15 protein-coding genes are annotated in these 14,591 nt (G+C 61.2%); 7 read left to right on the top strand and 8 right to left on the bottom strand.

Annotated elements, in window-relative coordinates; translation table 11 throughout:
- Positions 1 to 226: 226 nt before the first annotated feature.
- The 6 genes from HB676_RS24965 to HB676_RS24940 all read left to right on the top strand — a co-directional run bounded on the left by HB676_RS24965 (position 227) and on the right by HB676_RS24940 (position 5,872).
- Entirely contained in the window at positions 227 to 1,627 is a 1,401-nt protein-coding gene (locus HB676_RS24965; RefSeq protein WP_213741123.1) for an FAD-dependent oxidoreductase, read from the top strand.
- Between the two features lie 121 nt (positions 1,628 to 1,748).
- Positions 1,749 to 2,597: an amino acid ABC transporter substrate-binding protein gene (locus HB676_RS24960; protein WP_249780470.1), complete on the top strand. Its 849-nt coding sequence runs from the start codon at positions 1,749 to 1,751 to the stop codon at positions 2,595 to 2,597.
- A 226-nt stretch (positions 2,598 to 2,823) separates the two neighbouring features.
- Positions 2,824 to 3,705, top strand: a complete 882-nt coding sequence (locus HB676_RS24955) for an alpha/beta fold hydrolase (RefSeq protein WP_213741237.1) — start codon at positions 2,824 to 2,826, stop codon at positions 3,703 to 3,705.
- 7 nt (positions 3,706 to 3,712) lie between these two features.
- Positions 3,713 to 4,843 carry a DUF3500 domain-containing protein gene (locus tag HB676_RS24950; protein ID WP_213741121.1) on the top strand — a complete coding sequence of 377 codons (1,131 nt, stop codon included), beginning with the start codon at positions 3,713 to 3,715 and terminating at the stop codon, positions 4,841 to 4,843.
- A 179-nt stretch (positions 4,844 to 5,022) separates the two neighbouring features.
- Complete coding sequence (locus tag HB676_RS24945; RefSeq protein WP_213741120.1) at positions 5,023 to 5,403, top strand: hypothetical protein; 381 nt, start codon at positions 5,023 to 5,025, stop codon at positions 5,401 to 5,403.
- 106 nt (positions 5,404 to 5,509) lie between these two features.
- Entirely contained in the window at positions 5,510 to 5,872 is a 363-nt protein-coding gene (locus HB676_RS24940; RefSeq protein WP_213741119.1) for a hypothetical protein, read from the top strand.
- Positions 5,873 to 5,945: 73 nt separating this feature from the next.
- On the opposite strand, the gene HB676_RS24935 is transcribed toward HB676_RS24940, so the two are convergent.
- The gene (locus tag HB676_RS24935; protein ID WP_213741118.1) at positions 5,946 to 6,758 is read right to left on the bottom strand and encodes a TIGR04222 domain-containing membrane protein; all 813 of its coding nucleotides are present in this window, start codon (positions 6,756 to 6,758) and stop codon (positions 5,946 to 5,948) included.
- 4 nt (positions 6,759 to 6,762) lie between these two features.
- On the bottom strand, positions 6,763 to 7,317 hold the full coding sequence (locus HB676_RS24930) for a hypothetical protein (protein ID WP_249780457.1): 555 nt from the start codon (positions 7,315 to 7,317) through the stop codon (positions 6,763 to 6,765).
- A 264-nt stretch (positions 7,318 to 7,581) separates the two neighbouring features.
- On the opposite strand from HB676_RS24930, the gene HB676_RS24925 reads away from it, so the two are divergent.
- Positions 7,582 to 8,181 carry a cysteine hydrolase gene (locus HB676_RS24925; protein WP_213741116.1) on the top strand — a complete coding sequence of 200 codons (600 nt, stop codon included), beginning with the start codon at positions 7,582 to 7,584 and terminating at the stop codon, positions 8,179 to 8,181.
- Positions 8,182 to 8,247: 66 nt separating this feature from the next.
- On the opposite strand, the gene HB676_RS24920 is transcribed toward HB676_RS24925, so the two are convergent.
- The 6 genes from HB676_RS24920 to HB676_RS24895 all read right to left on the bottom strand — a co-directional run bounded on the left by HB676_RS24920 (position 8,248) and on the right by HB676_RS24895 (position 14,487).
- Entirely contained in the window at positions 8,248 to 8,772 is a 525-nt protein-coding gene (locus tag HB676_RS24920; RefSeq protein ID WP_213741115.1) for a hypothetical protein, read from the bottom strand.
- A 179-nt stretch (positions 8,773 to 8,951) separates the two neighbouring features.
- Positions 8,952 to 9,245: a type II toxin-antitoxin system RelE/ParE family toxin gene (locus tag HB676_RS24915; RefSeq protein WP_213741114.1), complete on the bottom strand. Its 294-nt coding sequence runs from the start codon at positions 9,243 to 9,245 to the stop codon at positions 8,952 to 8,954.
- Between the two features lie 295 nt (positions 9,246 to 9,540).
- Positions 9,541 to 10,338, bottom strand: coding sequence for an enoyl-CoA hydratase/isomerase family protein (locus HB676_RS24910; RefSeq protein WP_213741113.1), 798 nt, complete (start codon positions 10,336 to 10,338; stop codon positions 9,541 to 9,543).
- 124 nt (positions 10,339 to 10,462) lie between these two features.
- Positions 10,463 to 11,662, bottom strand: coding sequence for an aminotransferase class V-fold PLP-dependent enzyme (locus HB676_RS24905; RefSeq protein ID WP_213741112.1), 1,200 nt, complete (start codon positions 11,660 to 11,662; stop codon positions 10,463 to 10,465).
- Between the two features lie 212 nt (positions 11,663 to 11,874).
- Positions 11,875 to 13,158: an MFS transporter gene (locus HB676_RS24900; protein ID WP_213741111.1), complete on the bottom strand. Its 1,284-nt coding sequence runs from the start codon at positions 13,156 to 13,158 to the stop codon at positions 11,875 to 11,877.
- 123 nt (positions 13,159 to 13,281) lie between these two features.
- Positions 13,282 to 14,487, bottom strand: coding sequence for an alanine--glyoxylate aminotransferase family protein (locus HB676_RS24895; RefSeq protein WP_213741110.1), 1,206 nt, complete (start codon positions 14,485 to 14,487; stop codon positions 13,282 to 13,284).
- Between the last annotated feature and the right edge of the window lie 104 nt (positions 14,488 to 14,591).

Below are 14,591 nucleotides of genomic sequence, written 5' to 3'. Positions count from 1 at the left end.
GAGGGCTGCATGCGCGACGTTTGTTTCACACCGATATGTGACACGTCCGCGCGTTCCTGATCCAATCGTGCGCCAATGCAACCAGCAGTTAGTCCTGGGAACCCGGGTCCGAATTGAACCGGAATGACGATAAGCCTTCAGAATCGTGGAAAATCTCCCGCCAGGCGTTTAACCTTGCGTTTGAACGCGAAGGGCGCCGGGGCGCGACAAGCGAGGAATTTTAGACATGGTCAGTGCAGGCTTACCCGTTGAAAAATTCGATGTCCTCGTGCTGGGCAGCGGAGAAGCCGGCAAATACCTCAGTTGGTCGCTCGGGGCCGAGGGCAAACGCGTCGCACTTGTCGAGCGCCGCTACGTCGGCGGGTCGTGTCCCAATATCGCCTGTCTTCCGAGCAAGAACGTGGTGCATTCGGCCAAAGTGGCGTGGTACGCGCAAAGACTAAGGGATTTCGGACTTAACGCCTCCGAACCCGGCATCGACATGACCGTGGTCCGCGACCGCAAACGCGCCATGGTGGATGGTCTGGTTGAGATTCATAAAAAACGTTTCTCCGCCAACCATGTCGAGTTCATTTACGGACAAGGCGCGTTCACCGGTCCCCGCACATTGTCCGTCGAACTGGAGCAAGGCGGCTTCCGCTCGCTCACCGCCGAGACAGTGATCGTAAGCACGGGCTCGCGCACCATCATTCCCGAAATCGCCGGACTGCGCGAGGCGTATCCGATGACGCATGTCGAAGAGCTTGAACTCGATACCCTCCCCGAACATCTGCTCATTCTCGGAGGCGGCTATGTGGGGCTGGAATTCGCGCAGGCCATGGCGCGTTTCGGCTCGAAGGTGACGGTGATCGACCGAGGTCCCCGGCTATTGCCGCGCGAGGATGAAGATGTCGCAGCCGAGCTTACGAGGCTGCTTGCGGCGGAAGGCATCCGGTTCATTTTCGGCGCCGCGGTCTATTCCGTGGAGGGGCGCTCCGCCGACGCGGTCGCGGTCAAGATAAGCACCGTGGCCGGCGAGCAGACCATCAACGCCACCCATATTCTCGCGGCCGCCGGCCGTGCACCCAACACGGATGGGATCGGCCTGGAAAAGGCCGGGATCGATCTCGCCGCGACCGGGCATATCAAGGTCAATGACGTACTGCAGACGACCGCGGACAATGTCTATGCCGTCGGCGATTGCGCCGGCAGTCCGAACTTCACGCATATTGCGTTCGACGATTATCGGATTGTCCAGCGGACGCTCCGGGGCGAAAGACGCTCGACCGCCGGACGCCAGGTGCCCTATGCGCTGTTCACGGACCCCGAGCTTGCGCACATTGGCTTGCGCGAAATCGACGCCAGGCAGCAAGGCCTCGCCTACCGGTTGGTAAAGCTTCCGATGGCGGCCGTGCTCAGGGCTCAAACACTTGGCGAGACCGAGGGCTTTCTGAAGGCGTTGATCGACAGCAACGATCGAATTGTCGGTTTCACCGCTCTTGGAACAGGCGCGGGTGAATTACTGGCGCCGGTCCAATTGGCGATGAGCGCCGGACTGCCCTACACCGCGCTACGTGACCTCATCGTGACACACCCGACCATGAGTGAGGGACTCGTCTATCTGTTTTCGTCGGTGCCTTCCCCTTGATAAATTCCCCGATATCGCCAAGCATGGCCGCGAGGCGTGATTGACGATGGAGATATCCGTGCGGAAGGAATTGTTCGCGGCGCTGACGCTGGCGACGCTTGTGTCAGGCCACGCCAGCGCGATGGCGGCCGAACTCACGGGCACGCTCGCGAAGGTGAAGGAGCTGGGCTACATCACCATCGGGCACCGCGAAGCTTCAGTGCCGTTCTCCTATCTGGACGACAAGCAGCAGCCGGTCGGCTTCGCGATGGACATCTGCGCCAAAATCGTCGACGCGGTGAAGCGCGAATTGAAGCTCGACAAGTTGGAGGTGCGCTATCAACTCGTGACGTCGGCGATGCGCATTCCACTGATGGCCAACGGCACCATCGATCTCGAATGCGGCAACACCACCAACAATGCCGAGCGGCAACAGCAGGTCTGGTACACCAATACGCATTTTCTGACCGCGAGCCGCTTTGTCTCGAAGGTCGATTCCAAAATCAACGGGATCGCCGATCTCAAGGGCAAGACCATCGTCTCGCCTTCCGGCTCGACCAACATCAAGCAGGCGCTCGAATTCAATAACAGGTTAAACCTGGGAATGACGATCGTCCCGGCGCAGGATCAGGGCGAAGCGTTCCTGATGGTCGAGACCGGCCGCGCCGTGGCCTTCGTCCAGGACGATATCGTGCTGGCGGGCCTGATCGCCAACGCCAAGGATCCGAAGGCCTATGTGATCTCGGAAGACGCGTTCTCCAAACCCGAACCCTATGGCGTGATGCTGCGCAAGGACGATGTGGCGTTCAAGGCGCTTGCCGATGCCGCGACCGCGAGCCTCTACCAGAGCCCGGAGATGGCTGCGCTCTATGCGAAGTGGTTCACCCAGCCGATCCCGCCGAAGGGCGCCAATCTGAATATCCCGATGAGCCCGGCGATGAAGCGGGCTTTCGAGAAACCGACGGATTCGCCTGATGCCTCGACCTACTGATCGGGGATATCAGGGCAGACATATCAGAACAGACCCGGCTTGAAGACATTGCAGCCTGCCGGCATTGCGGCTTGCGAAGGCTGTTGCAGGTGTGTCAGGAAAAGCGATGACACACATGAATATGTCCCGCCGGTTCATGATCGGCAGTTTTCTTCCCGGAATGCTGTCAAGCGTTGCAATGGCGCAGACCAATCCGCCGCGAACGGCGAAAGAGGAAACGACATTGATCAAGCATATTGACGCGGGCGTTCTCAACGTCGGCTATCTGGAGACGGGCCCCGCGAGCGGATGGCCGGTCGTTCTGCTCCACGGCTTCCCCTACGACATCCACGCCTATGACGAAGTCTCGCCACTGTTAGCCGCTGAAGGCGCGCGCGTCATCGTGCCTTATCTGCGTGGCTACGGCCCGACGCGTTTTCTCTCGGCGGCGACGCCGCGATCGGGCGAACAGGCCGCTCTGGGCGCCGACCTGCTGGCGTTGCTCGACGCGCTGCAGATTCCTTCCGCGCATCTGGCCGGCTACGATTGGGGCGGACGCGCGGCCTGCGTGGTCGCCGCGCTGTGGCCCGAGCGGGCCAAGAGCCTCGTCTCCTACAACAGCTATAACATCCAGGACATCGCCAAATCAGGCGAGCCGGATACGCCGGAAAAAGAATACGGCATCTGGTACCAATATTACCTGCAGAGCGAGCGCGGGGCCGCGGGCCTAAAAAAAGACCGGCGGGCGTTCTGCCGTCTGCTGTGGAAATTATGGTCGCCGACCTGGAAGTTCGATGACGCAACGTTCGCGCGAACCGCTTCGTCGTTCGATAATCCGGACTTCGTCGACGTCGTGATTCAATCCTACCGGCACCGGATGGCGCTGGCGCCCGGCGACCCGGCGTTGGCGGGGATCGAGCAACGCCTCGCCAAGCAACCCAACATATCCGTACCCACGATCACGCTCGATGGGGCCACCGACGGCATCCGGCCGGCCGGTACTGCCGCTCAGGCCGCCCACTTCACAGGGCATCATGAGCACCGCGTCATCCCCAATGCGGGCCATAACATTGCCCAGGAGGCGCCGCGTGCCTTTGCCGATGCGGTTCTTGCGGTTCGCACCTGGTGAGCGTGAGTTGGCTGCCCGTCACGCGTTGATCAGGCGCTCCAGTCTCGCGCTGATCGCGTTGATGGTCTTCAGTGCGCTCATTCACGGCATCGTCCCCTGCTTCGCTGAACCGGCGCCGGCCACCGGCGCCGCGCGGACGCAGGCGATCGTGGACGCCACGAACGCCTTTCTGAATACGCTCGACGCCGGACAACGCGAGAAAGTGCAGTTTCCGTTCGTGCGGCCACCGACGGCAACGGCCGCTCGCTTCAAAGGCGGCCGCGGCGGCAACGCGACCTATGTCGGCGAACAGTACGGACAGGCCCTGTGGTCTGATTTGCCGGCCAGCGACGTGCCGCGTCCGGGTCTGCGCCTCGGTAACCTCAGCGCGCCGCAGCGCGACGGCGTCATGCACCTGTTGCAGGTTTTGCTGAGCGTCAAAGGCTACCGAAAGGTTCTGGATATCATGGGATCCGATCAGGCCCTTGCAGCGGACAGCAAGGTCGCGGGCGGCGCCGAGACCTGCACGCTGGGCATCTTCGGTGCGCCAGGCCTCACCGCGCCATGGATGATACAATTCGGCGGGCACCATCTCGCGCTCAACATCACGATCGCGGGAGCCCGAGGCGTACTCGCTCCCGCCGCCACCGGCGCGCAGCCCGCGGTCTACACATCTGATGGCAAGACAATCCGCGTGCTGGCCGAGGAAAGCGACAAGGCGTTCGCCTTGCTGGGAGCGCTGGACGACAGCCAACGCAAGCAAATGATGGTGGACTTCTCTCCCGCCGATCTGCAGCTTGGCCCCGGGCACGACGGCGAAACGATAAAACCCGAGGGATTGAAGGCGTCCGCGATGACCGGACGCCAGCGGCAATTGCTGCTCGATCTGATTTCGGAATGGGTTGGGATCGTCAACGACGTTTATGCCGCACCCCGCATGGCCGAGATCGAAGCTGGGCTGGACGACACGTATTTTGCCTGGAATGGCCCGATGACATCAGAGCCCGGACAAAATGCGACGGCTTACTTCCGGATTCAAGGTCCCAAAGTCGTGATCGAGTTCGCGCCGCAAGAACTCGGATGGGATCTCTCCATGCACGTTCATACGATCTACCGCGATACCGCCAATGCCTATGGGCGCGGGTTCTCCGGGCCGTAATTCCGGTAACGTCAGGACATCATTTCCGGCGGAACAAAACGACGGCAGCAGGATTTTATGTCTTAAGCCTTTTTTTGGGCCCGCCAAACAAGGGCTGATGCGCCGCGTCGCGGCCTCTTCGAGAAGGTGCCGGGCATCGCAACAACATCAACCGAACCTTGTAACAATGGAGTGATCCGATGAGATACCTGCCACTTGTTATTGGCGCCATTGCCGCGTTCGCCGCCACCAGCGCCTCGGCGCAATCGGTCAACCTCACCGGCAATTACCGGTGTGTCCAGGATTGCCGTGACGGCAATCTGGGCGGTCCCGCCTTCATCACCCAGAATGGCGACAGCCTGAACCTCGTCACCGAGACCGGCGAGTCCTACCGTGCCTGGCCCGATGTGACGGCGCCAGCCAGCCGGATCTGGGTCGACGTGCGCAACGAGAGCGCCGTCTATTCGCCGGACGGACTGCGGATTCAATTCGACGATGGCAGGATCTGGGAGCGGGATTTCGGGCCGCCTCCGCCGCGGCCGGGTGTCGCGCGCAAGCGCCCGGTGACTTACCAGCGATAACGCATTTCCAAGTTGATCACGCCAACGGGATGGGTTGAGCATTGGCTAAACCCATCCCGCCACTTACATTCCGGCTGCTTGTCACCCCTCATCGCACGAGAGTCGAATGAAACCGTCCTTGGTATTATTTGCGCTGGTGTTGTCAGCCGCGCCGTTTGGCCTGTTGACGCCACCCGCGTTCGGCCAGGTGCCAAACCTCAATAGTCAGGCGGTGTGCAACGCAAGAGATGGCGACGCCAGGTTGATGCACTCGGTTCCTTTGCAGAGCGTCGCGGAGTGCGTGCAGGACGAAGACAATGCCAGACAGCAGCTAGGTGCTGTGTGGGCATCGACCTCGGTCGTGATACGGAATCGATGTGAGAGCGATGGTCGTACATTGGGCACGACGAGCTATCTCGATCTCCTCGCCTGCATCCAGATTGCCGAGGATGAAAAATCGGGTCCCAAGCAGGCGACCGGCAAGCCGTAATCGCCGCCGCCCCGAGGCCACTGTCAGCCCGCGAACAGATCTTGTTCCGGTAACGTTGCCCTGCCCTGCGGCGTCAACTGCACCCGCCGCATCCGCCGCCACCACCGCCGCCGCACCCGCTGCCGCCATCGCCACTTCCGTTCATGGTCTGCGAAGCCGAATGGACCGACGCATAGGCGGTACCCGAAAGAACGACGGTGCCCGACAGCGCCACGGCGAGCAGCAGTTCGTGATCGAGCGGCGCACGTGCCGCCCGCGCCTTCGAGGCCTGATAATCCGCTAAAACCTCCTTGCCGGCCCGCGTCCGCACGGGACGCGTTGCCAGCAGGAAGCCGATAAATGCCGTAACGATAAGAAGGCCGACCAGAAACCCGATCGCATGATGGCGTTCGGCGCCGATGAAAGCCTTGGTGATCCCGAACACCAGCAGCAGCGCGACAAAGGGCAGAAAGCCCATGCGGAAAGCCGACATCTGATCGTCGGTTGGGCAGTAACCAAACTGTTGCAGGCGTCCCAGAACTTGCTCGGCGAGTGGTTTAACCGCTTTCTGGAATTTTTGCCGCGTGATGCCGGGCTCGAACTGCAGAGCCGTCGGCCGCCCGCAGAGAATCGCCAGCGGTGCCTGACTCGTCACGGTAATTTTGTAATCCTTGGTGTCGATGGTGGCGCCATTCCCCGATGTCAGGCTGAGCAATACCGCGTCGCCGAAACGGCGTGCACCGCCGGCAAGATAGGCCAATTCCAATACGTTCAATTGACGGGCAGCCGACGCCGGCGGGCCGATCACCGACCGGAAGCCGAAGCCCAGCAAAAAGACTGTGGCCGCGAGGGCGATGTAGAGAAGGAGAAAAGGCTCGGCGGTCCAGTTGAACGGATTCCATGTCATCAGTTCACTTCCCGAAATGGCGGCGAATCCATGCGATCGGTTTCGGCAGGATAAGCCAGCGGGTACGGTCTGTCATATGATAGCGCGCAGATGCGAAGCGCAGATGCGTTGCCGGCCAGAATTCAGGGCTCGGCGGACCGAAGGCGCGCTCGTGCAACGCCAGCGTCTCGGCATATTGCCGGCGATAGATCGTTTGGGCCTCGGGGCCGCCCGGCGTGGGATCATGATGCAGCGGCGCCTGCAACACTTCGCCGCACCAGATCGTCCAGTAATCGCGCGAATAGATCAGATGCTGGTGCCAGACTTCATCGACCACCTCGCTCGGCGTGACCGGCGTCGGGGAGATCACGGCGAGAAAACAAAAGCGGCGATAGGCCTCGACGGCCGCGCGCGCGGTTTCAAGGCTCCAGCCATGGTCGCGCGCAAGCCGGCCGGTAAAATTCAGCGGCGTGTCGGGCTCGAAATCGTGCCGCTCGATGCGCCGCCACAGATCCTGCCGGGCTTGTATCCAAACCGGCTCATTCGATTGCGCATCGATCTTGAACTGCGGCCGCTGCAACAAAAGCTCCCGATGATCGTCCATGGCTGACGATAGCACGGGTGAGGCCGGGAGGCGGGCTATCCCCAACCGGCTGTCACCTTAATTCCTTAACCCGGTGCTAACAGGCTCATACCCGCGCATTGAGAAAAGGCGTATCATGGCTTGTCCGCGCCAGGGGTTGGGATCGCGAGAGCAGCCCTGCTGCAAAACGGGCAGGAAATCGAAAAGCAACGGGAAAGAAACCGAGAAGAAACAGGAAACAGCAACCAAGGGAGCAAGCCAATGAATCCGGAGACAACCGCCATTGTCCTGATCGAGTATCAGAACGACTTTACGACGCCGGGAGGCGTTTTCCATGACGGCGTCAAGGGCGTCATGCAGGCGAATAACATGCTGGCCAATTCAATTGAAGTCGCAACCAAAGGCCGCGCCGCCGGCGCCACCATCATGCATGCGCCGATCACCTTCGCCGAAGGCTACGGCGAACTAACCGGCACGCCCTACGGAATCCTCAAGGGCGTCGTCGACAACAAGGCGTTTCGCAAGGGATCGTGGGGCGCCGAAATCGTCGACGTGCTGGCGCCGCATCCCGAAGACATCGTCGTCGAGGGCAAGCGCGGCCTCGATGCCTTTCCCAGCACCAATCTCGATTTCATCTTGCGCAGCAAGGGAATAAAGACCGTGGCGATCGGAGGCTTCCTGACCAATTGCTGCGTGGAATCGACGATGCGAAGCGCTTACGAGCGCGGCTTCGATGTCGTGACGCTGAAAGACTGCACCGCCACGCTGAGCCAGGAGGCGCAGGACATGGCGCTGACCCACAATTTCGGAATGTTCTCACGGCCGATGAACCATGACGAGTTCTTGAAACTGCTGGCGTGAGTTCGTTGACATCACTCGCCAAAGCGAGAAACTATTCACCCTCTCTCCAGGAGAGGGTGAACAGCGTCACGCCATCGAGTCGTGCTGAAGCTTCGAGGTCAGATCGTTGATGATCGAATCGACAACGCCGTTCTGATAGGCCGAGATGCCATTGAACTGCACCGGGCCACCGGCCAGCACCAGCATCCCCCCGCCGGAGATGGTCGCATCCGCGCTGCCGCCCTGCGATTTGCTTTCGAGCTGACTGAAGGCGCCCTTCAATTGAGAAGTCGCCGCATCGCTGGTCTCGCCGTTCGCCTGCATCGATGCCAATAGCGACTGGTAGGCGGTTGCGAGATCGCCGCCGCTCCCGGTCTCCGACACGGCCGAGAACGATCCGTTGTTTTGCCCCGCGTAGTTTTGATAGGTCAGCGTATCCGTCGTCGTGCCGTCGCTATTGGTCACGCTGTTGACCGCCAGTTCGAATGCATTACCATACGCGCCCGTGGTGAGCATGTTCGGATCGTTCGGATTCTGGTTCTTGCTGGCGGCCTGGCTCTTGTCGGAGCCCACGGTATAATTTGGTGGGACGACGTAACCGACGCTTGTCATGGCTCGCACTCTGACTTCAATATCAGCTTGAGAAGCCAGCAAATCGCGTGCCAGAACAACGCGCTATTGGCGCGGTTGATTTTCAAGGACTTCTGGATTCCGAGACGTGCGAATGGCGCGCGTTGCCGGCATAATATTCCAGACTCGAAAACAGTCAGGGCAGAATTTGCCGGGAGTTATTACGCAGAACCCGGCATGTCGGAAGGATCACGAGCGGCGTGCCGCACCGCGTGAATGATGATCTCCGTCTCCGCAATCTCATAGAAAACGAGATAGGGATAAGGCGGCGTCGAAAGACGGCGAATGGTCGGATCTTCCGTGCGAATGCCGATATCCGGATGAGTCAAAAGCAGGCCGATGATGTTCTGGATACGACCTTGAACGCGTTTTGCGCCTTGCGGCAAATGCGCGGCAATATAATCGAGTATTGAATTGAGGTCGGCCAGCGCCGGAAGGGTGAAACGGAGTTTCACAGTGCGTGTTTGGCCCAAATTGCCCGGACCTGCTCATCGCTTGCGAATTCGCCCCGCGCTGCAGCGTCTTTCGATTTTGCAATCGCTGTGCGCTCATCGGCTGAGAGCGCGACGGGTGACGCCTCATCGCTACCGGCGAGTTGAAGAACGACGCGGGCGATGTCGTCTTGAACATCGGACGGGAGGCTGCGCGCCACCTCAAGGGCTTGATCCAGAAGTTTCGTCATGGCGCAAGAATAGCCCATTTCAGGCTGCGCATGAAGGAGATTCCGTCAGGGAATTGCCGTGACAGCGCTTACTTGCCCTTCCAGACCGGCGTGCGCTTGTTGAGGAAAGCGTCCATGCCCTCACGGAAATCTTCGCTCATATAGGCGCGCAAGATCAGGTCGCGGCCTTCTTCGCGCGACAGCGTGCGGCGCAGGCGAAGCACGGCTTCCTTGGCGGTCTCCATCGTGATCGGCGCGTGACCGGCGATCATCTTGGCGGTCTCGTCGGCGCGGCGCTGCAGCGTTTCGACGTCCGGCACGATTTCGTTGAGCAGGCCGAGCGACAGCGCCTCGGGGGCTTCGATCAGCCGCGCCGTGAAAATCAGATCCTTGGTGCGCGCCGGGCCGACCAGCGCGACGACGCGGCTGATGTTGGACATCGACAGGCAATTGCCGAGCGTGCGCGCGATCGGAAAACCCATCCGGGTCGATGCAGTCCCGATCCGTATATCGCAGCAGGCCGCGATCCCGGCGCCGCCGCCGGTGCAGGCGCCGGCGATCGCCGCGATGACGGGGACGCGGACCTTTTCCAGAATGCCGAGCACGCGGTCGATCCGCTCTTCATATTCGAGCGCATCGTCGGCGGTCTTGAAGGCGCGGAATTGCGAGATGTCGGTGCCGGAGGCGAATGCTTTCTCGCCGGTGCCGGTCATGATCAGCACCTTGATCGAACGGTCGGCGTTGATGCCTTCACAGAGCGACGCCATCTTCTCGTACATCGCAAAGGTGAACGCGTTGCGCGCCTGCGGACGGTTGAACGTCATCCGCGCGATGCCGTCGGTGACGGTGTAGATCAGGTCTTCATTGGCTTCGACCGGGGCGTTCATGGCGGGCTCTCTTTCTTGTTGTTCTTTCGTCATTGCGAGCGAAGCGAAGCAATCCATCTAGCAATAAGGAAGTGTGGATTGCTTCGTCGCTGCGCTCCTCGCAATGACGGCGCTTGTTTTAGCCTCAGGCCACCGCGGCCTTCTGCATCGGCACCACGTCGCGGGCCTTGAGCACATCCATCGCGGCCAGCACGCCGCCAGCGCGATGCGGGATTTTTGCCAGATCGAGACCCATCTCGACGCCCGACAGCGTTCCCATCAGCATCAGATCGTTGAAGTGGCCGATATGGCCGATCCGGAACGCCTTGCCCTTGATCTTGCCCAAACCAGTCCCGAGCGACATGTCGAAGTTTTCCAGCACGATCTTGCGGAACGCATCGGCATCGTGACCGTCGGGCACCATAACCGCGGTCAGTGCCGGCGAATAAGCATGCGGATCGAGACATACGAGTTCGAGGCCCCAGGCCTTGGCCGCCGCGCGGGTCGCCGCGCCATGACGCTTGTGGCGCAGGAACACGTTGTCGAGCCCCTCCTCCTCCAGCATCGCAATCGCTTCCTTCAGCGCGAACAGCAAATTGGTCGCCGGCGTGTAGGGGAAGGTGCCTTGCTTGTTGATCTCGATCATGTCGTGCCAGTCCCAATAGGACCGCAGCGCGGTGTTCGCTTTCGATGCTGCGAGCGCCTTTTCCGAGACCGCGTTGAAGCTCAGGCCCGGCGGCAGCATCATGCCTTTTTGAGAACCGGCCACCGAGATGTCGATGCCCCAGGCGTCGTGTTCGTATTCGAGCGAGGCCAGACCCGAAATGGTGTCGACCATCAGCAGCGCCGGATGGTTGGTGCGGTTGAGCGCCTTGCGGACTTCCAGCGGATGGGTAACGCAGCTGGTCGAGGTCTCGTTGTGGACCACCAGCACAGCCTTGATGGTGTGGGCGCGATCGGCGGCCAGACGGGATTCGATCTGCTCGACATCGGCGCCGCGGCGCCAGTCGGTGGCCAGGAACTCGACATTGAGCTTGAACTTGTCGGCGATGCCCTTCCACAGCACCGCGAACTGGCCGGTCTCGGCCAATAGCACGGTGTCGCCGGGCGACAGCGCATTGACGATCGCGGCTTCCCAAGCGCCGGTGCCCGAGGACGGATAGATGATCACGGGTTGCTTGGTGCGGAAAATGCGCTGGCAGCCTGCCAATACGGCATGGCCGAGCACGGCGAATTCTGGACCGCGATGATCGAGCGTCGGCATATCCATGGCCCGCAGCACCCGGTCGGGTACGTTAGTCGGTCCTGGAATCTGTAAAAAATGCCTTCCAGTGTGCACGGTCATCTAGGCGGTCCTTCCCGGAGATTCTGTTCGGAGGGGTCGAATATCACTATTTGGCGGGCTTGTCCCCCGCCCGGCGCACACCGTCAATGCATAAGAAGTAGGGCTTTTGGCCCGTCCGCAGGAATACGGGGCAAGATACGGGATAAGGATACGGGACTCGCCTTAACGGCCCGTTTTTGGACACAAGTCGGCAGCCGCGCCGGGCAGACCCCCTATTCCGCGGGGACCGGCCGTCCAGCCGAGGGCATCGCCCCACCCTCTTCGAACGGGATTTCCGGGTGCATCAGGAAGGCCGAGAAGCCGCCCAGCAGCAGCAGGCCCATCGACATCAGGAACGGCAGATACCAGTTGCCGGTGACGTCGATCACGTAGCCCGCCACCAGCGGCGAGACGATCGCGGCGAAGGCCGAGCCGGTGTTCATCAGGCCGGCCGCCGTGCCTGAATATTTCGGGGCGATGTCCATCGGCACCGACCAGATCGGGCCGATGATGATCTCCGCGAAGAAGAAGCCGCTGGAGAGACACAGCGCGACCAGCGTGATGTCATGTGTGAACAGGATCGGCAACAACGAGAGCAAAGCTCCGACGAAACCGGTCACCGTGACACTCAACCGCGCAAAGCGAAGATTACCCGTGCGCTTGTAAATGCGATCCGACGCGATGCCGCCAAGGCTATCACCGACCACGCCGGCAAAGAACACGCCCGATGCGAACAGCGCCGAGTTCTTGATGTCGAGGCTGTAGTTGTTCTTGAAGAACAGCGGCAGCCAGTTGAGATAGAGCCACAGCGTCCAGCCGTAGCAGAAGTAGGTCAGCGTGACCGGCCACATCCGCTTGATCAGCGGCCCCCACGGCACCTGCGGCCTTGTATCGCCCGTGCGCGGCGGCAGCGTCGCGAGTTCTTCCGGCGTGATATCCGGATGATCCTTGGGCTCGTTGCGGAAGTACAGCGCCCAGACCACGCCCCACAGCAGACTGACGAGCCCGAGTGCGATGAACGAGCCGCGCCAGGTCAGCCACGCCATCAGCATCGCGATCAAAGGCGGCGTCGCAGCATTGCCGAGCCGCGCGAAAGCGTGCGTGAGACCTTGCGCGAAACCGCGCTGGTTGGCGGGGATCCAGTATTGCATCGCGCGGGTCGCGGTCGGGAACGTCGCGCCCTCGCCGAAGCCGAGTGCGACGCGGGCGATGAACAGCGTCAACAGGCTGGTGACGAAGCCGGTCATGATGGTCGAGGCAGCCCAGATGAGGCCGCACCAGAACAGGGTTTTGCGCGGCCCGAAGCGATCGCCAACCCAGCCGCCGATCACCTGGAACAGGAGATACGGATAGGCAAAGGCCGAGAACACCAGCCCAAGCTGGGTATTGCTGAGGTGAAGTTCCTTCTGGATCTCGGAAGCGGCGGTGCCGATGTTCACCCGGTCGACATAGGTGATGAAATACATGAGGCAGAGCATTGCCAGCACCACATGGGTGGGCTTGAACCGAAGCCGCATCGTCTGCCTCCCGAACTCGCTTTTATCGTTGCTTATGACCACGACGGTCCATCCGCACAAATCACATTGAGCGGTATGCTTAAACCTTAAATCTTGACGCTAAGTTCCATTCTCGGGTCTTGCTCAGGTCTTGACCACCTTGAGATGCTCCGGCGCATTCGACTGCATCGGTTCTTCCAGCGATTTCATCGCGGCGTCAACACCGCCGGCCCGGTGCGGGATGCCTGCGGCAACAAGCCCCATCTCCACGCCAGACAGCGCGCCCATCAGCGTCAGTTCGTTGCACTCGCCGAGATGGCCGATGCGAAACACCTTGGCCGCGACTTTGCTCAGGCCCGAGCCGAGCGACATGTTGTAGGTCTCAAGCACGGTCTTGCGGAACTTGTCCGCGTCGTGGCCCGGCGGCATCAGCACGGCGGTCAGGACAGGCGAATATTCCGCCGGATCGAGACACAGCACTTCGAGCCCCCAATGCGCGACCGCGGCACGGGTCGCCGCGGCAAGACGCTTGTGCCGCGCGAACACATTGTCGAGGCCTTCTTCCAGTAACATCGCGATCGCTTCGCGCAGCCCATAAAGCAGATTGGTGGCCGGCGTGTAGGGAAAGAAGCCGTTGGCGTTGGGCTTGAGCATCTCTTCCCAGTCCCAATAGGACCGCGGCATCTTGTTGGTCTTGGCGGCGGCGCGGGCTTTTTCGGAGATCGCGTTGAAGCCGAGCCCCGGCGGCAGCATGAAACCCTTCTGCGAGCAGCTCACGGTGACGTCGACCTTCCACTCCTCGTGCCGGTAATCGACCGAGCCCAGCGAGGAGATCGTGTCCACCAGCAACAGCGCGGGATGGCCTGTCTTGTCGATCGCGGCGCGGATGTCGCCGATCCGGCTGGTGACGCCGGTGGAGGTCTCGTTATGCACCACCATCACGGCCTTGAAGCTGTGCGCTTTATCCTGCGCCAGCTTGGCCTCGATCGCGGCGGGATCAGCGCCGTGACGCCAGTCGCTCGGGATGAAATCCACCTCGATGCCCCAGCGCGCCGCCATCTGGCGCCAAAGCGTTGCGAAATGGCCGGTCTCGACCATCAGCACCTTGTCTCCCGGCGACAGCGTGTTGACGATCGCCGCTTCCCAGGCGCCAGTGCCCGACGACGGAAAGATGATGACCGGACCGGAGGTCTGGAAAATCTTCTGGCAGCCTTCGAAGACGGCTTTGCCGAGCGCGGCGAATTCGGCGCTGCGGTGATCGATGACGGGCATATCCATGGCGCGGAGCACGCGATCCGGCACCGGACTCGGGCCGGGGATTTGCAGGAAATGGCGACCCTGGGCACTCATGGATTTCTCCTCCGATTGGCTTTAGGCCATATTGCATTCGATTTATCGGGCGGCAACCCATAAATTGACTTCACTTTCCTGTCGACGGCTTCCCGATACCGACA

The organism is Bradyrhizobium sp. dw_411 (genome assembly GCF_018449695.1).
Lineage (GTDB): Bacteria > Pseudomonadota > Alphaproteobacteria > Rhizobiales > Xanthobacteraceae > Bradyrhizobium.
The sequence above is the reverse complement of the archived record's forward strand: the minus strand, read 5'-3'. Positions and strand labels throughout refer to the sequence as shown.